Here is a 19,358-nt window from a genome sequence, read left to right on the forward strand (position 1 = left end):
GCGATGAATATTGTTTCCGAGGGCCGAAATCATGGGCTCCCCGTCGTGGACGCCGTGTGTCGCGGACGGTGACTGTGGATCGAAAGGCCACCGGCGACGAGGAGAACGAGCGTGACGACCAGCAATGAAATCGATTCGGCCCCGTGGTCCGACTACGATCTTTACAGCGACGCCGCCCTCCTGGATCCGTGGCCCGGATACCGGGCACTTCGCGACGCGGGCCCCGCCGTGTGGTTGCCGAAGTACGAGATGTTCGCGCTCCCGGTGGCCGTCGTACTGCCGGCGGGCTCACGGGCCATCGTGCTCTACGGGTCGGGCAGCCGCGATGAGCGCAGGTACGCGGATCCCGACCGGTTCGACGTGCAGCGCCGACCGGGCGACCACCTCGCGTTCGGTGCCGGGCCGCACGCGTGTGTGGGAATGAACCTCGCCCGGATGGAGATGCTCGCCATCTTCACCGCGCCGGCCGAGCGGGTCCGGCGGTTCGAGATCGTGGAGGCCGAACCGGTCCTGCACAACATCCTCCGCGGCTTCCGCACGCTTCGCGTCACCGTGACGTGAAAGAGCGGGGTGGCATCCCGACGCCGCAACGTCGTGATGCCACCCCGCTGGATCACCGGCCCGGCCCACCGCCGGCTAGTGCACTGCGTCCGCGTACCTCGTCTTCAGCAGGCTCTTGCAGTACTCCCCGTTCGTCTCGATCCCGATCCGCTGCAACCGCGCCCGCCGCAGGTGCAGAGGCACCTGGGCGGCCGTGACCCGGCTGCCGTCGGCCTGGACGAGCAGCGGAGCGTCGTCGTCGTGCGCCATCCCGATCGCCGCGCGCCGCTCGCGGAGCCGGTCCAGCTCCGGGGACGGCGGCACCGACCCGAGGGTCAGTGCCGCGAGCTCGTCGGGACCGGCACCGGCGTCGACCAGGGGCCGGGCGACCCGGTCCTGGCCGGCGAGCGCCGCCTTGCGGAGGAACTGCTGACGAAGCTCGTCGAGCTCCGCACCTGCCTCCTCCCCGAACGACCCGACGAACCCCGCCTGGGCAGCCACCCCGCCGTTGATCTCCGACGAGGCGTGGTGGTCGGCCAGCGTCACGTCCGCCCGTGTCACCCCGGGGACCGCCGCCACCGCGTCGAACGCGTCGGCGACCATCAGGAACGAGAAGTTCGGGGCGCAGAAGAACGTGGGCAGCCGCAGGACGACCGTCGCCACGACCTCGGGCGTGCCGTGCCCGGGAACGGCGGCGTGCTCGGAGACGGTGCACGACTCGATGAAGTCGAGCTCGGTGATGGGCTCGTCCAGCTCCGGGTCGAGCACCGTCCCCAGCGCGGCCCACACCGCGTCCCGAAGCTCGGAACCGGGTGGGCACCGCATCACGCCTGCGCCCCCGCGACGTCCTTGACCAGCTCCTCACCCGGCTGCAGGTCCTCGCCTGCCGTGGTGGCGAGCTGCAGCTCGGCGGGAACCGGGATGTCGTAGAGCCGCGCGGCGTTGAGCCCGAGGATCTTCTTCTTCGTCTCGGTGGTGAGCTTCGCGTAGTCGGTGAAGGCCTCGTCGTCGGGCATCTGCCAGTCGACGAACCCTTCGACCTGCCACTTCGGCACCCAGATGTTGTAGTCGCCGCCGTAGAGCATCTTGTCCTCGCCGACCCAGAACATCAGCTCACCGATGACCTTGGCGAAGAACTTCGGCCGCGCGTGCATCAGCCCGCCGATCACCACCGACAGGCCCGCGTAGACGTTGGGCTCCTGCACCGCCATGAAGCAGAAGTCCTCGATGCGCGGCAGGCCGACGTGCTCGACGATGAAGTTCAGGTCGGTGAAGTCGGTGGCGGTCTGGTCCACGTCGGCCACGTCGAACGCGTCCTTGTTCAACGGCCAGATCGTGGGGCCCTTGTGGACGTGGACGTTCTTGATCCCGAGCTCCTGGCACTTCTCCAGGAACCGGTAGGACTCGGGGTCGGTGAGCTTCCAGCCCCGGGAGCCGTTGTTCCATTCCGCGGTGTAGAGCTTTACGCCCTTGAGGTTGTACTTCTCGGCGTCGGCCTCGAGCTCGGCCATTCCGGCCTCGCCGTCACGCGGGTCGAACCGGCCGTTGACGATGAGGCGGTCGCCGTACTTCTCGAGCATCTCGGCGTTCTTGGCGGCCGTGTTGAAGCCGGTGGTGTACCACTCCTTGAGGTAGGTCGACTGGAAGATCGCGTGGTCGACGTGGCCCTCGGTGAAGATGTCGCGCTCGAAGTCCTCGGGAGTGACCTTCAGGTACTTCTCGTAGTCCCAGTGGGTCTCGGGCGGGCCGAGCTGGTGGTAGCCGTAGAAGCAGTCGATCCAGCCCTTCGCGTACTCCTCGGCTCCCGGCTTCCAGTTCTCCCGGCTGGCGTCCCAGTAGTGGATGTGCGAATCAACGATGAAGTACTTCTCGCCGTCCTTCTCGTACATGGTGGGCCTTTCGCGTCGGTGCGGACCAGCTGTTGTGTCGAGTTGCTACGGAACGAGAATCGCGCGACCGCGGACACGGCCGGCGTCGAGATCGTGGAGGGCGTCGAGCGCCGCATCGAGGGGGTACTGCTTGGTGTGCAGGGTGACCTTCCCGGCCTGGGCCAGGACCATCAGTTCGGCGAGGTCGTTGTAGGTGCCGACGATGTTGCCGATGACGTTCTTCTCGCCGCCGACGAAGTCGAGCGTCGGAATTCGCAGTTCGCCGCCGTACCCGATGATGAAATCCGAACCGGCGGGCGCGGTCATCTGCCACCCGTCGTTCTCCGCGCCCTGTTCGGCCACGAAGTCGAACACGACGTTCGCGCCGTTGCCGCCCGTCAGGTCCTTCACGGCCTCGACGTGGTTGCCGTCGGCCAGCACGGTCTCGTCGGCGCCGATCTGCTTGGCCAGCGCCAGCGCATCGGGGTTGCGGTCGACCACCACGATGCGGGTGGCGGTGAGCGCGGCCAGCGCCTGGATGCCGATGTGGCCGAGCCCGCCCGCGCCCTGCACCACGGCCGTCGTGCCCGGGTAGAGCAGGGGCACGGCCTTGCGCACGGCGTGGTAGGCGGTGATGCCGGCGTCGGCGAGCGCGGCGACGTCGGCGGGGTTGGTGTCGGGGTTGAGCTTCACGCACGCCCTGGCGGTGGTGCGCAGGTACTCGGCCATGCCGCCGTCGTTGTCGGACAGCCCGGGGAAGAACGCGTTCTCGCACTGCATGTCGCGGCCCGCGCGGCAGGCCAGGCAGAGCCCGCAGGACGGCTGTGGGTGCAGGATCACCGTGTCGCCGACAGCGACGTTCGTGACGCCCTCGCCCACCTCGTGCACCCAGCCGGCGTTCTCGTGGCCGATGACATAGGGCAGTTCGGGGCTCATCGCCTCGGCCCACTGCCCTTCGAGGATGTGCAGGTCGGTGCGGCAGACGCCGGCGCCACCGATCTTCACGATGACGTCGAGCGGCCCAGCGAGCTTGGGTTCCGGTATGTCGTCGATCGTGGGATCGACGTGGTACTCGTGCACCCGGACGGCTTTCACCGGCATACCTCCGTGGGAGTCGTCTCGATTCCAACCCGCATCCCGATCCCAATCCCGGGCCGTAGCGGTCACAACCGTGCCTATTCCACGGAGCGATAAAACGGACATGGTTGACCAGGTCCACCTGCGATTCGGGGGCCTGACCTGGGGTGACGACGGGCTCTACGGCCCGGTGGACCGGAGCTCCCCGTACCTGTCGGGTAGTGCTACCGACGAGTAACATCACCGCCGTGACGACGGACACGAGCGGGGTCGGCGCGCTGATGGGGCAGCTGGTCCCGTGGGTGCGCACGGTGGGCGTGGAGTTCGAGGAGGTCACGCCGGAGCGTGCGGTGGTCCGGCTCCCGGACACCGCCGAGCTGCGTAACCACGTGGGCGGTCCGCACGCCGCGATGATCTTCGGGCTCGGGGAGACGGCATCCGGTGCCGTCTCCATGGCCGCATTCGGGGCCGTGCTGGAGCGCGCGACGCCGTTGGTCGTCAGCAGCGAGATCCGGTACCTGCGGCTCGCCCGCGGACCGCTCACCGCCACCGCCGTGCCCGACCGGCCGGCTGCCGATGTGCTCGCCGACCTCGACACGGGGACCAGGCCGGAGTTCGCGGTCACCGTCGTGATCACGGGCGAGGACGGCATCGAGACCACCCGGATGTCGGTGGTGTGGACGCTGCGCCCCAACCGCCGGGACGCAACGGCATAAACCACCAGGGCACGAACGGGGGCAGCCCGTACCCGGGACGGGGCACTCGCCCGGCAGCCAGGCGGTCGCGCGACTAGCGTCGCTGCTGTGCATGTGGTGATCGCAGGGGCGCACGGCAAGATCGGTTTGCGGGTCGCCGCGTTGCTGGCGAGCCGCGGTGACGTGGTCACGGGGGTGGTACGCAACCCCGACCACCGCGCCGACCTCGAGCAGGCGGGTGCGGCCGTCGCCGTCGTCGACCTGGAGTCGGCGAGGGCCGCGGAGCTCACCGACCACCTCACGGGCGCCGACGCGGTGGTGTTCGCCGCGGGCGCCGGGCCGGGCAGTGGCGTCGCGCGCAAGGACACCGTCGACCGGGCAGCTGCCGAACTGCTCGCCGAGGCGGCGCGGCTGGCCGGTGTCCGGCGGTACCTGCTGGTCTCCTCCACGGGGGTGGACGAGACACTCGCACCCGGCACCGACGAGGTCTGGGCGGCCTACGTGCGGGCGAAGAAGGCCGCCGAGGAGGCCCTGAAGGCCACCGACCTGGACTGGACGATCCTGCGCCCCGGCCGCCTGACCGACGACCCGGGCACCGGGCGCGTGCTGCTCGCCCCGCCGCCCGTCGACCGCGCGGACGTCACCCGCGACGACACCGCCGCCGTGCTCGCCGCGCTCCTCGACGCCCCTGGCACCATCGGGAAGGTTCTGGAGCTGCGCGAGGGCGATGACGAAGTGCACGAGGCCATCGCGGCGGTGTCGGCATGAGCGAGGCGTCGGGCCGGACCTTCGACGTGGTCGTCGTCGGTGGCGGCGCGATCGGTGAGAACGTCGCCGACTACGCGATGCGTGCGGGGCTCTCGGCCGCGATCGTGGAGTCCGAGCTGCTCGGCGGGGAGTGCTCGTACTGGGCGTGCATGCCGTCGAAGGCGCTGCTGCGCACCGGCCACGCCGTAGCCGCGGTTCGCAGGCTGCCCGGCACGACGGCCGACTTCGACCCCGCCGCCGTGCTCGCCCGCCGCGACTCCTTCGCCCACGACTGGAACGACGAGAGCCAGGTGCAGTGGGCGACGGGCGCAGGCATCGCCGTCGTGCGCGGCACCGCCCGGCTGACGGGTGAGCGCACCGTCGCGGTCGAGGGCGCGACCGTCGGTACCGAGACGCTCACCGCCCGCCGTGCCGTCGTGCTGTGCACCGGGAGCGTCCCGGTCGTGCCGCCGGTGCCCGGCCTGGAGACCGTGCGCACGTGGGGCTCCCGCGATGCCACCTCGGCCAAGGAGATCCCGGCCAGGTTGGGGGTGGTGGGCGGTGGGGTCGTCGGATGTGAGCTGGCCCAGGCGTACCAGCGGCTCGGTTCGCAGGTGACGCTCGTGCAGCACGGGCCGCGTCTGCTGGCGGGGCTCGAACGGTTCGCCGGGGATCGGGTGGCTGCCGCGCTGCGCGAGGAGGGCATCGACCTGCGTCTGGAACAGGGGCTCGACTCCGTCTCGCCTGCCGGCGACGCCATCGAGATGCACCTCGGAAACACCTCGGTCACGGTCGACGAGCTGCTGCTCGCCACCGGCCGGCGCCCGAACACCGACTCCGTGGGGGTCGACGCCGTCGGGCTGGAGCCGGGGAAGCCGCTCACCGTCGACGACTCCGGGCTGGTCCAGGGTGTCGAGGGGGAATGGCTCTACGCCGCCGGCGACGTCACGGGCCGGGCGCCGTTGACCCACCAGGGCAAGTACGCCGCCCGGATCGTCGGGGCCGTCATCGGAGCCCGCTCGATCGGCGAGGAGCTCGATCTGGGGCCGTGGGGTGAGCACGCCGCCACCGCCGACCACGTCGCGGTGCCGCAGGTGGTGTTCACCGATCCGGAGGTGGCCGCGGTGGGGCGCACCGAGGAGGAGGCCAGGGCCGCCGGGATCGACGTCCGCGTGGTCGACATCCCGATCGCCGTGGGCGGGTCGTCACTGCAGGCCGACGGCTACGACGGGGCGGCCCGGCTCGTGGTCGACGAGGGGCGCGGCGTACTGGTGGGCGCGACGTTCGTGGGCCAGGACGTGGCCGAGATGGTCCACGCGGCCACCATCGCGGTCGTGGGTGAGGTGCCGATGGGCCGGCTCTGGCACGCGGTCCCGGCCTATCCCACGATGAACGAGGTGTGGCTGCGCCTGCTGGAGGCCTACCGCAAGCTCGGCTGAGTCAGCCGGCCTGGGAGAGTGCCGCGGCGAGTCCGAGGGTCGCCGCCATCAGCGCGGTCTCCAGTGCGGCCCAGCGCAGCACCGGGGTGCGCCCGGTGGCGAGCCGGCGCCGGGCGAGGCCGCCGAGGCACGCGAGCAGCACGAGGCAGCCCGTCTTGGCGATGACGAGCCAGCCGTAGCCGGTGGTGAACAGCGCTGCCCAGCTCTGCAGCCGGAGCTGGGCCGTCACGACGCCGGTCAGCGCGATCACGAGCAGGCAGCCGCCTGCCAGCCGCGAGAAACGAGGCAGCACCGCGTCGAGCACCGGGCGGTGTCGCGCGATCAGCACCAGCATCGCCCCGAGGCCGCCGACCCACAGGCCGGCCGCGCCGACATGCGCTCCCACGGTGATGATCGCGAGCTGGTGGTCGGGTGCGGCGCCGGCGTGCCCGGTCACGGCGGGGGTGATCAGACCGAGCAGCGCGGCGACCATGGGGACGCGCGCCTCGAGCCGGTCGCGGTCGTACAGCCGGACGACGCCGCACCCGAGGACGACGGCGGCACAGCCCGCGGTCAGCACCATGCCGCGACCCGCGGCGAGCTGGGTCGCCCACTCCACGACCTCGGTGCCGTTCAGTTCCGACACCGGACGGGCGAACGCCGACGCGACCCGGAACATCACGCCGACGATGACGAGCACCAGCCAGCCGCCTGCCAGCAGCACGAGCCACCGGTCGGCCGTGGCCTGTACCCGGGTCAGGTCCCGCACCGCTCCCCCCGGCAGGTCACGGACCTGAGGGAGGAGCGTGCAGAGGAGGGTCAGCCCGACGCACGCGACACCGGCGACGTCCATGCCGGTACGGGTGACGGACGTGCCGATCACCACCGGCAGGGTCGCGCCCACCAGCGCGCCGGACAGGATGCTGGCCAGGATGGCGGCTCCGACCGCGAGCCCGGCCCAGCTGAGCGGCAGCAGGTACCGGTCAGCCGGACGCGGACCCGCGGTCGGGGGCGTCATCCCCTGGCCATCCGCAGCGCGGCGAACACGCCGCCACCGACGAGCACCACGGCGCCCACGATCCACGGCCAGACGGGCGCGCCGCCGTCACCGGCGGGCTGCGCCGGGGCGCCCTCGGCCGCGACGGGTGCGGGCGAGGTGGGTGCCGCTGAAGCGGCGGGGGCGGCGGCCGGGCTCGCGGCGGCCGCGTTCCCGGGGCCTGCGGTGGTGAGGGTGAACCCGACGCTGCCGCTGACGGGGTGCCCGTCCTCCGACACCACCCGGTAGCCGATCTGATAGTTGCCTGCGGGCCCGAGCGGGCGAACGGCGATGCTCACCGTCTCGCCGTTCGCGGTGACGTCACCGGTCTCGTAGCGCGCCTGGTCGGGCCCGACGACGGTGAGCGTGGTGAAGCCGGGCTGCATCGACTCGTTGAATGTGAGTGACACGCGTTGGGGTGCGGTGGCGAGACTCGCTCCGTCGGCAGGGTCGCTGCTCTCCAGCCGGGTGTGGGCGAGCGCCTGCCCGGCGCCGAACAGCAGCGCAAGACCGCACAGCACCGTGACGGCGACGCCCCGCAGGACACCGGCGGTCACTTGCCTGCTCCTGCCGTGCGGCGGGTGCGCAGTACCGCACCCGCACCGACTCCGAGGCCGAGCGCCCCGACGAGCAGCCCCGCGCCACCGAGCCAGCGGGCCGTGTCGTCGGTGCCTCCCGCTGCGGTGGGGCCGGCGGCGGATGTGCCGGTGACCGGCGCGGTGGCCGCCTCGTCGTCCGCCGGGGTCAGGGTGACGCCGGGGGCGGGCCGTTCCGGTTCGGAACCGTCAGCAGCGGGCGGCTGGTCCCACGCCACGACCTCGCCGTTGTCGTAGGTCTGCACGGCCGGGAGCACGAGCCGGTCGGTGTCGGTGGGCAGCGGGCCGAGCGACAGCGGGAAGTCGACGAACTCGCCGGGGGCTATCCGGGTGCCGGGGTCGGCGGTCCAGGTGACCGTGCTGACGGCCTCGGTGATCGTGCGCCCGCTGCGCTGGATGGGCGGGTTGAGCGGCGCCTTGGTCATCGTCGCGGTCCAGCCGGGGCGTGGCGTGGTGCGGACGGAGGTGATCGGGTGGTCCAGCGGCAGGGTCACCTGCAGCTTGACGGTGCCTGCCGTGTCGGACTCGGTGGGCACGCGCAGGGCGACCACGGAGTAGCCGCCCTGCTGGGCGGTGCCGGGCTGGGCGGTGACGTGTGCGAGTGCCGGAGCGGCGCCGATGACGGCGACCGTCACGGCCAGCGCGGCGACGGTGCCGGCACGCAAGGCGTTCCGGCGGGTGGACGAGGACATGGGTGTCTCCCGGTGTGGGTCGGTGAAAGGGGCTGGTCAGCACCCCACCGGAGGGCCACGCCTGACATGGGCGACAGCGAGAGCGCGCGCGAGCCGCGCGGGCACGGCAGGGCCGGGCACCGGGCGGATGGGCAGTGGCCGGTCGGCCGGAAGCGGGCTCAGGCGCCGCGGCACCACCCGCCGCAGCGCGGCGACGAGCCCCGCCCCGGCTGCGTCGGCGTGCCGCAGGACGCCTGCGATGCACAGCGTGACGGCCGCGTGCAGACCCAGCATCCCGGCCCCCGACGACACCACCGGCGCCGCGACGTGGTCCATCGGATGCAGCAGCACCATCAGCAGGTGCATGACCAGCTGACCGGCGCCGAGGGCCGCGATCACGGCCACGGCGCTACGGGCGCGCTCCGCCACCGTGACGAACGCTGCCGCGAGCAGCGGAAACAGCACAACGAGCAGGGACAGCTCCGGCACGGTGCCGCCACCCGCCATGTGCCCGACGGCGGTGAGCAGCGTGCTCAGCACGGCCAGCGCCGCGCCGCGTAGCGGGCGGAGGCCGCCCGCAGAACCGCCGCTCATGGGGACGGACGGTAGTCCGGCTGCGCCGGCGCCGCGGAAACGAGGTCGTCCTGCGTGCCGGATCCGGGCAGGACGACCTCGTTTCGAGGTCAGGTGATGATGCCCAGGTGGGTGAGGAGGTCGATCTCGATCCGGTCGAGCTCGCCCCCGATCGCCCGGTACGCGGTGCGCCGGCGGGCGGTGGGCATCTGCTCGGCGGCCCGCACGGCGACCGACAGGTCGACCAGTCGCGGCCGCGTGTCGGCGACGAACCTGCGTGCCGCCTCCGTGGGGTGCGCATGCACCCCCGACTCCAGCTCACCCAGCGCCTCGGCCACCCGGGAGAGCCGGGCGTGCAGTGCACCGCCCGGGCCGGCGTAGGCGGACAGCTGCGTGGGGTCCACCCCCAGGCGCGCGGCCCGGTAGGCGTCCCAGCGGGCCCTGGCCACTCCGGCGGCCGCGAGGGCGTAGGGCGCCAGCAGCGGGGCGACAGCCTTGCTGACGCCGATGAGTCGCCTCGCCCTGGCCGCGGTGAAGGGCTGGCGGCCGCGTCCCTGGTCGGCCCCCGCGCTGTCGATGGCTGTCTCCGCCTTCCGCCGGGCGGCTCGCCCGGCCTTCTTCGTCGTCTGCTTCTTCTCGTCCGGGAGCGGCGCTGCCGTGGAGTCGGCGGAGCGCACGTCATCACCGGACCGTCGCCGGAGCCCCATCCGCTCACCCTTCTCGCGCCCGCCCGATGATCAGAACGGGGTGGTCAGCAGCTTAGGGCTCCGGGCCGGTGCCCGCTGCGCCGTCCACCCCGGCGCGTCCGCGGCGCGGATCACCGGTTCGGGTGGTCACGGCGCGAACGCCGGCTGTCGGTGGCGGTCATTACCCTCGTCCCTGTGACGGCAATCGAGAACCGGACCTGTCCGGTGCGGCCCACCGGTGACGCTCCCACCGGAGCGGCCGTGGTGTCCCTCGACGCCGCCGTCACCACGCGTTGCCGGCGGCGGGTCCACCTCGACCACGATCCGGAGGCGGCAGGCCTTCCGCGTGCCCTGCCCGATCCGTCGCTCGAACAGCGCCGGGCCGACGCCGCTGCCCACCGGGCCAGCATCGGCGAGCGGCTCGCGGCGGCCGCGGGCCCGGGCTGGCACGTGGTGCCCGCAGCGGGGTCCACCCGCGAGCGGATCGCCGCCACCGCCGCGGCCGTCCACGCCGACGCGCCGCTGATCTGGGGCGCGGTGCTGCCCGACGTCGGTGCCGCCGGGCGTCGTGGTGGGGCCGAGCTGCTGGTCAGGGTCGCCGGCGGGGGGTACCTGCCCGTCATCGTCGTGCGCCACCGCATCACCGATCCGGGCAACGGCGCGCTCACCTCCCCGCTCGTCGAGCCGTCACCGCGGCGCGCCCTGCCGGATCCGGCGCGGAAGGTGCGGTCCCAGCCGCGCGATCTGCTGCGCCTCGCCCACCTCAACCGCATGCTGCACGCCGCGGGCTGGGCGCCCGTGGCCGAACTCGTGCACGGCGACCACGGCGGCGTCATCGGCATGGACGCCGACGTCGTCGTCTGGCACGACCTGCGTGCCGGCCACTGGCCAGGAGCCCGGTCCACGCTCGCGGAGTACGACACCCGCTTCGCCGACCGCACCGCCGTCGCCGCGGCCGCAGCCACCGGAGCACCCGCGCTGGCCACACCGTCGCGCATCACGGAGTGCCGCCACTGTCCCTGGTGGCCCACCTGCGAGGCCGACCTCGAACGCGTCGAGGACGTCAGCCTCGTCGTGCGCGGTGAGCCCGCCGCCGTGCTGCGAGACCTCGGGGTGCGCACCGTCGGCCAGCTCGCCGCCCTCGATCCCGCGCTCGAACCGCCGATCCCGCCTGCCGGAGTGCCGTTCGCCGACATGATCGCCCTCGCGCGGGCCCGGCAGCGGGGGCTGTCGGTGGTGCGGCGCGTGCCACACACGCCGGTGCTGCGCGCCGACGTCGAGGTCGACGTCGACATGGAGAGCTTCGGCGAGGCCGGTGCCTACCTGTGGGGTGTGCTGTTGCACCACCCCGGCGGTGCGCGGCCGGGCGACGAGCCCGCCGGCTACCGCGCCTTCGCCACCTGGGAGCCGGTTCCCACCGTCGACGAGGCCCGCTCCTTCGCCGAGTTCTGGGCGTGGCTCACGGCTGTCCGGGAGGCTGCCCGCGCCACCGGGCGCACCTTCGCCGCCTACTGCTACAACGAGCAGGCCGAGAACCGCTGGTTGCTGGCGTCCGCCCGCCGGTTCGCCGGGCTGCCCGGGATCCCTCCGGTGGCCGAGATCGAGGCGTTCATCACCGACTCGTGCTGGGTCGACCTCTTCGCCGTGGTCAGCGAGTGGTTCCTGTGCGCACACGGGAAGGGCCTCAAGCGCATCGCCCCGGCGGCGGGCTTCTCCTGGCACGATCCCGAGGCGGGCGGCGAGAACTCGATGCGGTGGTACCGCGACGCGGTCGGCATGGACGGCGCACCCCCCGACGAGGCGCAGCGCAGGCGCCTGCTCGAGTACAACGCCGACGACGTGGCCGCCACCCGCGCGTTGCGGCAGTGGATGACCTCGGCCGCCATCACCGAGGTACCGCTCGCGGCAGATCTCTGATCAGCCACGAGGTCGCGGCGGCGTGATCCGTGCCGCTCCTGACCCACGCCGGGGTGTTCCACGGGCAATGATTCGGTCATGTCGCCGATCAAGCACGAGCAGCGGGGCGCCAACGGCGCCGCCTCCAGCACCCATTATCTCGGCACGGCCACGGCCATGGCGGTCCTCGCCCGTGGTGGCAACGCGTTCGACGCCGCGGTCGCGGCGGGGTTCGTGCTGCAGGTCGTCGAACCGCACCTGTGCGGCCCGGGTGGCGACCTGCCCGCGGTGTTCGTCACCGCGGGCGACACCACCCCGCGGGTGCTGTGCGCGCAGGGTGTCGCGCCCGCTCGGGCCACCGTCAGCCTGCTGCGCGACGAGCTGGGCCTGACGATCGTGCCCGGCACGGGGCTGCTTGCACCCACGGTGCCCGGCGCCTGGGACGGCTGGCTGATCCTGTTGCGAGACCACGGCACGATGTCGCTGGCCGAGGTGCTCGGCCCGGCCCTGCGCTACGCGGCGTCGGGGTTCCCGCTGGTGCCGCGGGTCCCGACCACGATCGCGACGGTCGCCGACCACTTCCGGGAGTTCTGGCCGACCTCGGCCGCCACCTGGATGCCCGACGGCACCGTGCCGACGTCCGTCCACAGGCTGCCGGTGCTGGCCGCCACCTGGCAGCGGCTGCTCGACGCCGCCGCTGCGGCGGGTGGCGACCGCGAGCGGCAGATCGACGCCGCCCGCGACGCCTGGTACCGCGGGTTCGTCGCCGAGGAGATCGACGCGTTCGTCCGCACCCCGGTGCGCGACGAGTCCGGCCGGGACCACGCGGGCCTGCTCACCGCCGACGACCTCGCGGGCTGGGAGGCCACCTACGAGGACGCCCTCACCGTGGACGTCGGGGACGGCTGGACGGTGGCGAAGCCGGGCCCGTGGTCGCAGGGACCCGTGCTGCCGCAGACGCTGCAGCTGCTCAGGGACACCGAACTGCGCTACGACGACGGTGTCGCCTCGGTCGAGACGGTGCACCGGGCGGTGGAGGCGATGAAGCTCGCCCTCGCCGACCGTGAGGCCTGGTACGGAGACAGCGCGCCGGTGCCGCTGGAGACGCTGGTGTCCCCGGAGTACGCGGCCGCACGCCGAGCGCTGATCGGCGAGAAGGCCTCGCTGGAGCTGCGTCCCGGTTCCCCGGACGGGCGCGAGCCGCGCCTCGCGGAGTACGCGGCGAAGCCGGGGCGCAAGCCGGGCGACGGGGTGAGCGGGCCGGGTCTTGGCGAGCCGACCGTCAGCCGCTCGGGTGTGATGCGCGGCGACACGGTGCACGTCGACGTCGTGGACGCCGCAGGCAACATGGTCTCGGCGACACCGTCGGGTGGCTGGTTGCAGTCCTCACCCACCATCCCCGCGCTCGGGTTCTGCCTCGGCACGCGGGCCCAGATGTTCTGGCTGGAGGACGGCCTGCCGTCCTCGCTCGTGCCGGGCAGGCGGCCGCGCACCACGCTGAGCCCCTCTCTCGGTCTGCGTGACGGCGAGCCGCGGCTCGCGTTCGGCACCCCCGGCGGCGACCAGCAGGACCAGTGGCAGCTGTGTTTCTGGCTCGCCCACACCGTGGGCGGTCTGGACCTGCAGGCGGCGATCGACTCGCCGGCCTGGCACAGCACGGCGTTCCCGTCGTCGTTCGCGCCGCGCGGGTGGGAGCCCGGCGGGCTCGTGGTCGAGTCCCGGCTCGGCGCAGCCACCCTGGCCGAGCTGAGCCGCCGCGGTCACGTGGTCACCGACCAGGGCGAATGGGCGCTGGGACGGATGTGCGCTGTGGGCCGCGGGGACGGCCCGCTGCTGCGTGCGGCGGCGGACACCCGGAGCGGCGTGGGTGCTGCGTCGGCGTTCTGACCAGGCTGCGCACCCGTACCGGGGCCCGGTACGGGTGCGCCGTCGACCTCGTCGGCTCGTAGCGTTGAACTTGATGTTGTAACGTCATGCTGGAACGACGTTCCAGTGGAGGGTTCCATCAATACGCGCCGACGCAATACCGTCCGTAGCGAGCGGGCTCGGGCCACCCGTGCCCGCATCGTGGAGACAGCCGAAGCGCTGTTCGTCCGCGACGGCTACCTCGAGACCACGATGGCCGGGATCGCCCGGGAGGCCGGCGTCGCGGTGCAGACGCTGTACCTGTCCTTCGGGAGCAAGGTGGCCGTTCTGGAGGCCGCGCTCGGCCTCGACCCGGAGGACCAGCCCGCTGACGAGGTCGCGGAGCTCAGCGTGGAGCCGGACGGGCGCCGAGCGCTGGGCCACCACGTGGCCGCCAGCGTGTCGGCCATCGAGCGGACCCACCCCCTGGACACCGTGCTGCGTGCCGCGGCGGCCGACCCCGAGCTCGCCGAGCTGCTGGACCGGACCAGGCGTGCCGTGCTCGCGCGGCACAGCCAGGCCGTCGATGAGCTGGCCGAGAAGCCCGGCTTCACCGATCGGATCTCCCTGCAGCGAGCCACGGACGTCGTCGCCGCCCTGCTGGCGCCGGAGACGTACGGCCTGCTCGTCGTGGGCCAGGGGTGGACGCCGCCGGACTGGGCGGAGTGGGTGTGCCGGCACCTGGCCGCCGATCTCTTCCCGGGGGACCGTACGGAGCCGGTGCCACACTGAGGACGTGGCCATCGTCCGCACCGTCGTTCCCGCCCCCGGCCCGATCCGCGCCCTCACACTCGGTGTCTCCGACGCCGGTCTCGCTCTCGTGGCGTTCGGCGACCGTCCCGAGACGGTCGACCGGATGGCGGCGCGGCTCGGGGAGCCCGTCGTCGACGGTGACGGGGGAACGGCGGCCGCGCAGATCGCGGAGTACCTCGCAGGCGGCCGGCGGGCGTTCGACGTGCCCCTCGACTGGAGACTCACCCACGGCTGGCAGCGGACGGTCCTGCAGGCGTTGTACGACACCGTGCCCTTCGGGAGCACGGTGACCTACGGGGAACTGGCCGCCAGAAGCACCGACACCCCCCGCGGCCACACGGCTGCGAGGGGTGTCGGTGCGATCATGGGGTCGAACCCGCTGCCGGTGGTGGTGCCCTGTCACCGGGTGCTGGGAGCCGACTCGCTGGGTGGGTTCGGCGGGGGCCGCGCCACCAAGGAGTGGCTGCTCGCCCTGGAGGGGGTGCTCACCCCGGCCCTGGACTTCGGGCCGGAGTGAGCCCCGCTCAGGTACGGACGGCCTGGATGTCGATGTCGAGCCGCAGCGTGCGGCCCACGGTGAGCAGACCGGCGAGCACCGACTGGTTCCAGTCGATGGCGAAGTCGTCACGCGACACCTCGGTGGTCGCCGAGAACGCGGCGCGTACCTCTCCGGTGAGGCCGGGACCGGTGCCGTGGTACTCCACCCGCAGCGGCACCGGTGCACTCACGTCCTTGAGCGTGAGCACGCCCTCCACCACCCAGTGGGTGGCGTCGAGCCGACGCAGGCCGTCGCTCTTGTAGCGGATCTCCGGGTACCGCAGCACGTCGAGGAAGTCCGGGCTGCGCAGGTGCTCGTCCCGCATCTCCTCGGCGGTGTCCACGCCCGTGGGGTCGATGAGCACCTCGACCGAGCTGTTCTCCAGCGGGTCGGCCACCTGGACGTGGCCGCTGAAGCGGCGCAGCCGCCCGTGGATGCGGCCCAGCCCGATGTGCAGCGCGGTGGCCTGGATGCTCGAGTGCACCGGGTCGATCGTCCAGGTGCCCGGGGCGGGGAGTACCGCGCCGCCCGCCCTGGGCAGCTGGAGCTCCCCGAGCGCGGTGACCGGACCGGTCCCGACGGACACGGTGCGGGCCAGCGGGTCGTGGCCCGGCGCCGCGACGATCACGGTGTACGGGCCGGCCGGCAGCCCCTCGATGACGACCCGGCCGTCGGGTCCGCTGGAGCCACGGGCCCGCTGCACGCCGCTAGCGTCGACGGCCGTGAGGGTGCCACCCGGCACCGGCCAGCCGTCGAGCGTGGTCAGCTGGCCGGTCAGGGCGCTCACCGGACACCGCCGGCGTCGAACGGCTCGAACAGGTGCTCCGCGGGGGGCGTCCCGTTCGGGCCTGCCGGGGTCTGTGCGGCCGGGTTCTGCGCGGCCGGGTTCTGCGCGGCCGGGTTCGGCGTGCCCAGCTGCACCACGGTGGAGGCCTGTGCCCCCGCCGAGATGTGCACCACCTGTGCCACGGGCGCGTACCCGCTGGCGGTGAGCGTGTAGGTGCCTTCGGCGAGGTCCTCGAACGTGAACGAACCGTCCGGTTCGGTGACCGCGGATCCGACGACCGTCCCGGTGGAGTCCACGAGGGTGGCCATCGCCTCGGCCACTCCGCGACCGTTGCTCGCCGCGGTGACCGTGCCGAGCAGGCGCGAGCGCCGCGGTAGCTCGAGGTCGCACTCGATCGTCGCGCCGACGGCGAGTCGTACGCTCACGGCGACCGGCTGGTGGCCGGGGCTCGCGGCGGTCAGCGTGTAGCTGCCGTCGGGCACCCCGACGAGCTGGAAGCGACCGTCGGCGTCGGTGACCCGCGCCGCGGCGACGTCGCCACGCGCGTCGATCAGGGTGACCGCGGCTGCGGCCACCGCCCGGGTGCCCGAGATCAGGTCCGGGGTGCGCACCGTGCCGACCACGCCGCTCGAACCGCTGAGCGCGACGTCGTGGCGGGCCGGGGTGCCGCCGACGGCGACCATGGCGGCGTGCGGCTGGTAGGTGCCGGCCGCGGCCACCACGAGGTACGTGCCGCCGGTGCGCAGGTCCACGCGGTAGTACCCGTCGTGGCCGGTGGTGGTGCGGGCCTCCTGGCGGCCTGCCGGGTCGGCGACGGTGACGACGACCTGCGGCAGCCCGAGCCCGTCGCTGCGCGAGACCGTGCCGTACACGGCGGGCCCGTTGTCGTTGACCGGCTGCTCCGGCATCCCGGTCGCGGCCGGGTAGGCGGGCACCTGGGTGGCCTGCGTCTGCTCGTAGACCGGCGCCGGAGCGGCGTCGGGCACGTGGTGTCCGTTGGCCGGTGCGTGCCCGTTGCCGTTGCCGTTGCCGTTGACCGTGGCCGTGAGCGGAGTGGTGTCCTGGCTCATCAGTGCGTGTCGCCCGCCCGTCCCGTTGTGGGTTGCCGCCGCGTTGTACGCCGCCGCGCGGCTCGCCGTGTCGGATGGCGCAGCGGGAGGGAGTGCGGGGGTGTGGGCGGCGTCGGAGCTCGTGACCTGGGCGGCCGCCCCCTCGGCGGACATCGGCGATCCGGACGGTCCGGCCTCGGCCAGTCCGGCGTCCTCCATCGCCCGTGCCTGCGAACCCGACATCGTCCGCAACGGGAGCTCCTTGATGAACAGCACGAGCACGAACGCCACCATCAGCACGAACGCGACGATCAGGAAGGTCGCGGTCATGGAGTCGGAGAAGCCCACGAGGAACGGCCGGGCCAGACGCGCGTCGATCTGCTGCAGGAACGAGGAGTCGTTCAGGACGCTGGACGCGCCTCCGTCACCACCGCCGGACAGGGCGGCGATCACGGGCTGGTTGACCGGGTTGTCGCGCACGGCCGGGTCGGCGAGCGCGGCCTGGAACTGCGGGGTCGTGGAGGCCTTGCGGAACTCGTCGGAGATGTTGCCGGTGACCGTGCTGAACACGATCGACAGGAAGATCGCGACGCCGATCGTGCCGCCCAGCTGCCGGAAGAAGGTGGTGGACGCCGTGGCCACACCCATGTCCCGCGCCGGCACCGCGTTCTGCACGGCCAGCACGAGGGTCTGCATGGAAAGACCCAGCCCGAGGCCGAACATCAGCATGTAGAGGTCGAGCTCCCACAGCGGGATGTCGACGTTGACGCGGAAGTGCATGAGCAGCATGGCGCCGGCCATCAGAGCGACGCCGATGATCGGGAAGATCTTGTAGCGGCCGGTGCGTGAGGTGATCTGTCCGGAGACGATCGACGAGATCATGATCCCGGCAACGAGCGGGAGCGTGAGGAAGCCGGCTTCCGTCGGGCTGGCGCCGTGCACGATCTGCAGGAACTGGGGCAGCAGCGAGATGCCACCGAACATGCCGGCACCGATCACGATGCCGGCAGCCGCCGACAGCGCGAAGACGCTGTTGCGGAACAGCCGCAGCGGGATCAGTGCGTCGTCGCCGTAGTGCCGCTCGGCCACCAGGAACAGGGCGAGACCGACGAGGCCGATCGCGTAGCAGACGAGCGAGCTGGTGGAGCCCCAGCCCCACTCCCGGCCCTGCTCCGCCACGATGAGCAGCGGCACGAGGAAAACCGCGAGCATGAGGCCACCGGGCCAGTCGATCCGGTGCGGCCGCGGGATGTGCGGCATGGTGAGCACCCGCGCGACGACGATCAGCGCGATGGCGCCGATCGGCACGTTCACCAGGAAGATCCAGCGCCATCCGTCGATGCCCAGGATGGTGGTCTGGCCCGACAGGACCCCACCGATCACCGGCCCGAGCACGCTGGACGTGCCGAACACCGCGAGGATGTAGCCCTGGTACCGCGCGCGCTCCCGGGGCGGCACGATGTCGCCCAGGATCGTCAGTGCCAGTGAGAACAGACCGCCTGCGCCGAGCCCCTGCACCGCGCGGAACGCGGCGAGCTCGTACATCGACTGCGAGAAGGTGCACAGCACCGAGCCCGCGATGAAGATCGTGATGGCGGTCAGGAACAACGGCTTGCGGCCGTAGATGTCCGACAGCTTGCCGTACAGCGGGGTGGTGATCGTCCCGGTGATGAGGAACGCGGTGGTGGCCCAGGCCTGGAGGCTCAGCCCGCCGAGGTCGTCGGCGATGGTGCGGATCGCGGTCGAGACGACCGTCTGGTCAAGGGCGGCCAGGAACATCCCGAGGGCGAGGCCCACCAGGATCGTCAGCACCTGGCGGTGGCTCAGCTCGCCCGACGGTGCCGGTGCTGCCCTGGTGGCGGGCTCCGCGGCAACTTGGGTGGACATCAGTTCTCTCCTCCTGGCCGGCGGCTGACCCGCCGGCCCGCATCCTGTACATCGTCGGCGAAGCGGCCGAGCAGTTCGGCAAGGCGTCGGCGGGACTCTTCGGGCCAGCCGGACAGCACCGAGGCGACGAGCTCGACGCGCTTGCGCCGGCCGTCCTCGCAGATCCGGCTTCCCGCGGGGGTGACGGCAAGCAGGTGGGCCCTGCCGTCGTCGGGATCGGCGCGGCGCTCGACGAGGCCGGCGGCCACGAGCTCTGCGGCCTTCCGGCTCACCGTGGAGGCGTCGGTGCCCACGGCGTCGGCGATGGCGCTGACGCGCTGTGGCCCCTCGTCGATGAGCTGGACCAGTACGTGGGCCACTGCCATGTCGCCGCGGTGGCGCCGCAGCGCGGTGACCATCCGGCCGAGCCGGCTGACCTCTTGGGCGATGCGGTCGGCGATCAGGAGATCACTCTCGTCCATCACGCCTCCTTCACCAGCCGTTTGCCTGCGCTTTACTAGCGTTGTTTGTAGCAAGCAACAACTTGCTTGGGCCAAGCATGCTCGGGCGAAGTCCGATCGGCAACTTGTTTGGGGCCTTCGCGCCGTGATTCCGACCACCACGGTTCCGGGGCCGCCTCACGTGGCGTATCCAAGG

Annotated in this window: 19 protein-coding genes; 8 read left to right on the forward strand and 11 right to left on the reverse strand. The window is 72.5% G+C overall.

Annotated features, from left to right (window positions below):
• Positions 1–111: 111 nt before the first annotated feature.
• Positions 112–561: a cytochrome P450 gene (locus AC5L35_RS09115; protein ID WP_495059108.1), complete on the forward strand. Its 450-nt coding sequence runs from the start codon at positions 112–114 to the stop codon at positions 559–561.
• 75 nt (positions 562–636) lie between these two features.
• Here the strand turns inward: AC5L35_RS09115 and AC5L35_RS09120 are convergent, their stop codons facing one another.
• From AC5L35_RS09120 to AC5L35_RS09130, 3 genes are read right to left on the reverse strand one after another with little or no spacing between them, the layout of a single operon-like run.
• Positions 637–1,365, reverse strand: a complete 729-nt coding sequence (locus tag AC5L35_RS09120; protein WP_495059109.1) for an iron-sulfur cluster assembly protein — start codon at positions 1,363–1,365, stop codon at positions 637–639.
• On the reverse strand, positions 1,365–2,429 hold the full coding sequence (locus AC5L35_RS09125; RefSeq protein ID WP_495059110.1) for an amidohydrolase family protein: 1,065 nt from the start codon (positions 2,427–2,429) through the stop codon (positions 1,365–1,367). The genes AC5L35_RS09120 and AC5L35_RS09125 overlap by 1 nt, the downstream gene beginning before the upstream one ends.
• 45 nt (positions 2,430–2,474) lie before the next feature.
• Positions 2,475–3,503, reverse strand: coding sequence for an NAD(P)-dependent alcohol dehydrogenase (locus tag AC5L35_RS09130; protein ID WP_495059111.1), 1,029 nt, complete (start codon positions 3,501–3,503; stop codon positions 2,475–2,477).
• A 230-nt stretch (positions 3,504–3,733) separates the two neighbouring features.
• On the opposite strand from AC5L35_RS09130, the gene AC5L35_RS09135 reads away from it, so the two are divergent.
• The 3 genes from AC5L35_RS09135 (at position 3,734) to AC5L35_RS09145 (ending at position 6,366) form a co-directional block, all read left to right on the forward strand.
• Positions 3,734–4,201 (forward strand): DUF4442 domain-containing protein, encoded by a 468-nt coding sequence (locus AC5L35_RS09135; protein ID WP_495059112.1) that lies wholly within the window; start codon positions 3,734–3,736, stop codon positions 4,199–4,201.
• 87 nt (positions 4,202–4,288) lie between these two features.
• A complete protein-coding gene (locus AC5L35_RS09140) occupies positions 4,289–4,948 on the forward strand; it encodes an NAD(P)H-binding protein (protein WP_495059113.1) in 660 nt (219 codons plus the stop codon).
• Positions 4,945–6,366 carry a dihydrolipoyl dehydrogenase family protein gene (locus AC5L35_RS09145; protein WP_495059114.1) on the forward strand — a complete coding sequence of 474 codons (1,422 nt, stop codon included), beginning with the start codon at positions 4,945–4,947 and terminating at the stop codon, positions 6,364–6,366. Before AC5L35_RS09140 ends, AC5L35_RS09145 begins: the two co-directional genes overlap by 4 nt.
• A 1-nt stretch (position 6,367) precedes the next feature.
• Here AC5L35_RS09145 and AC5L35_RS09150 read toward each other — a convergent pair whose 3' ends face one another.
• From AC5L35_RS09150 to AC5L35_RS09170, 5 genes are all read right to left on the reverse strand, one after another.
• Positions 6,368–7,363: a copper resistance D family protein gene (locus AC5L35_RS09150; RefSeq protein WP_495059115.1), complete on the reverse strand. Its 996-nt coding sequence runs from the start codon at positions 7,361–7,363 to the stop codon at positions 6,368–6,370.
• On the reverse strand, positions 7,360–7,938 hold the full coding sequence (locus AC5L35_RS09155) for a copper resistance CopC family protein (protein WP_495059116.1): 579 nt from the start codon (positions 7,936–7,938) through the stop codon (positions 7,360–7,362). The genes AC5L35_RS09150 and AC5L35_RS09155 overlap by 4 nt, the downstream gene beginning before the upstream one ends.
• Complete coding sequence (locus AC5L35_RS09160) at positions 7,935–8,669, reverse strand: YcnI family copper-binding membrane protein (RefSeq protein WP_495059117.1); 735 nt, start codon at positions 8,667–8,669, stop codon at positions 7,935–7,937. Before AC5L35_RS09160 ends, AC5L35_RS09155 begins: the two co-directional genes overlap by 4 nt.
• Before the next feature lie 36 nt (positions 8,670–8,705).
• The gene (locus AC5L35_RS09165) at positions 8,706–9,242 is read right to left on the reverse strand and encodes a hypothetical protein (protein ID WP_495059118.1); all 537 of its coding nucleotides are present in this window, start codon (positions 9,240–9,242) and stop codon (positions 8,706–8,708) included.
• A gap of 89 nt (positions 9,243–9,331) precedes the next feature.
• Entirely contained in the window at positions 9,332–9,898 is a 567-nt protein-coding gene (locus tag AC5L35_RS09170; protein WP_495059119.1) for a DUF6474 family protein, read from the reverse strand.
• Between the two features lie 213 nt (positions 9,899–10,111).
• On the opposite strand from AC5L35_RS09170, the gene AC5L35_RS09175 reads away from it, so the two are divergent.
• From AC5L35_RS09175 to AC5L35_RS09190, 4 genes are all read left to right on the forward strand, one after another.
• Positions 10,112–11,824, forward strand: a complete 1,713-nt coding sequence (locus tag AC5L35_RS09175; protein WP_495059266.1) for a TM0106 family RecB-like putative nuclease — start codon at positions 10,112–10,114, stop codon at positions 11,822–11,824.
• Positions 11,825–11,902: 78 nt separating this feature from the next.
• Positions 11,903–13,690: a gamma-glutamyltransferase family protein gene (locus AC5L35_RS09180; RefSeq protein WP_495059120.1), complete on the forward strand. Its 1,788-nt coding sequence runs from the start codon at positions 11,903–11,905 to the stop codon at positions 13,688–13,690.
• 180 nt (positions 13,691–13,870) lie between these two features.
• Entirely contained in the window at positions 13,871–14,440 is a 570-nt protein-coding gene (locus AC5L35_RS09185) for a TetR/AcrR family transcriptional regulator (RefSeq protein WP_495059121.1), read from the forward strand.
• A gap of 4 nt (positions 14,441–14,444) precedes the next feature.
• A complete protein-coding gene (locus AC5L35_RS09190) occupies positions 14,445–14,978 on the forward strand; it encodes a methylated-DNA--[protein]-cysteine S-methyltransferase (RefSeq protein WP_495059122.1) in 534 nt (177 codons plus the stop codon).
• A gap of 7 nt (positions 14,979–14,985) precedes the next feature.
• Here the strand turns inward: AC5L35_RS09190 and AC5L35_RS09195 are convergent, their stop codons facing one another.
• From AC5L35_RS09195 to AC5L35_RS09205, 3 genes are read right to left on the reverse strand one after another with little or no spacing between them, the layout of a single operon-like run.
• Positions 14,986–15,786: a YceI family protein gene (locus tag AC5L35_RS09195; protein ID WP_495059123.1), complete on the reverse strand. Its 801-nt coding sequence runs from the start codon at positions 15,784–15,786 to the stop codon at positions 14,986–14,988.
• A complete protein-coding gene (locus tag AC5L35_RS09200) occupies positions 15,783–18,722 on the reverse strand; it encodes an MFS transporter (RefSeq protein WP_495059124.1) in 2,940 nt (979 codons plus the stop codon). Before AC5L35_RS09200 ends, AC5L35_RS09195 begins: the two co-directional genes overlap by 4 nt.
• Complete coding sequence (locus AC5L35_RS09205; RefSeq protein WP_495059125.1) at positions 18,722–19,183, reverse strand: MarR family winged helix-turn-helix transcriptional regulator; 462 nt, start codon at positions 19,181–19,183, stop codon at positions 18,722–18,724. The genes AC5L35_RS09200 and AC5L35_RS09205 overlap by 1 nt, the downstream gene beginning before the upstream one ends.
• Positions 19,184–19,358: the final 175 nt, after the last annotated feature.

The sequence above is a fragment of the Pseudonocardia sp. OZ21 genome (assembly GCF_059359135.1).

Coding starts and splice junctions, on each gene's coding strand:
- AC5L35_RS09205 (WP_495059125.1), bottom strand. CDS start 19,183: ATGGACGAGAGTGATCTCCTGATCGCCGACCGCATCGCCCAAGAGGTC.
- AC5L35_RS09125 (WP_495059110.1), bottom strand. CDS start 2,429: ATGTACGAGAAGGACGGCGAGAAGTACTTCATCGTTGATTCGCACATC.
- AC5L35_RS09180 (WP_495059120.1), top strand. CDS start 11,903: ATGTCGCCGATCAAGCACGAGCAGCGGGGCGCCAACGGCGCCGCCTCC.
- AC5L35_RS09120 (WP_495059109.1), bottom strand. CDS start 1,365: ATGCGGTGCCCACCCGGTTCCGAGCTTCGGGACGCGGTGTGGGCCGCG.
- AC5L35_RS09200 (WP_495059124.1), bottom strand. CDS start 18,722: ATGTCCACCCAAGTTGCCGCGGAGCCCGCCACCAGGGCAGCACCGGCA.
- AC5L35_RS09160 (WP_495059117.1), bottom strand. CDS start 8,669: ATGTCCTCGTCCACCCGCCGGAACGCCTTGCGTGCCGGCACCGTCGCC.
- AC5L35_RS09165 (WP_495059118.1), bottom strand. CDS start 9,242: ATGAGCGGCGGTTCTGCGGGCGGCCTCCGCCCGCTACGCGGCGCGGCG.
- AC5L35_RS09150 (WP_495059115.1), bottom strand. CDS start 7,363: ATGACGCCCCCGACCGCGGGTCCGCGTCCGGCTGACCGGTACCTGCTG.
- AC5L35_RS09145 (WP_495059114.1), top strand. CDS start 4,945: ATGAGCGAGGCGTCGGGCCGGACCTTCGACGTGGTCGTCGTCGGTGGC.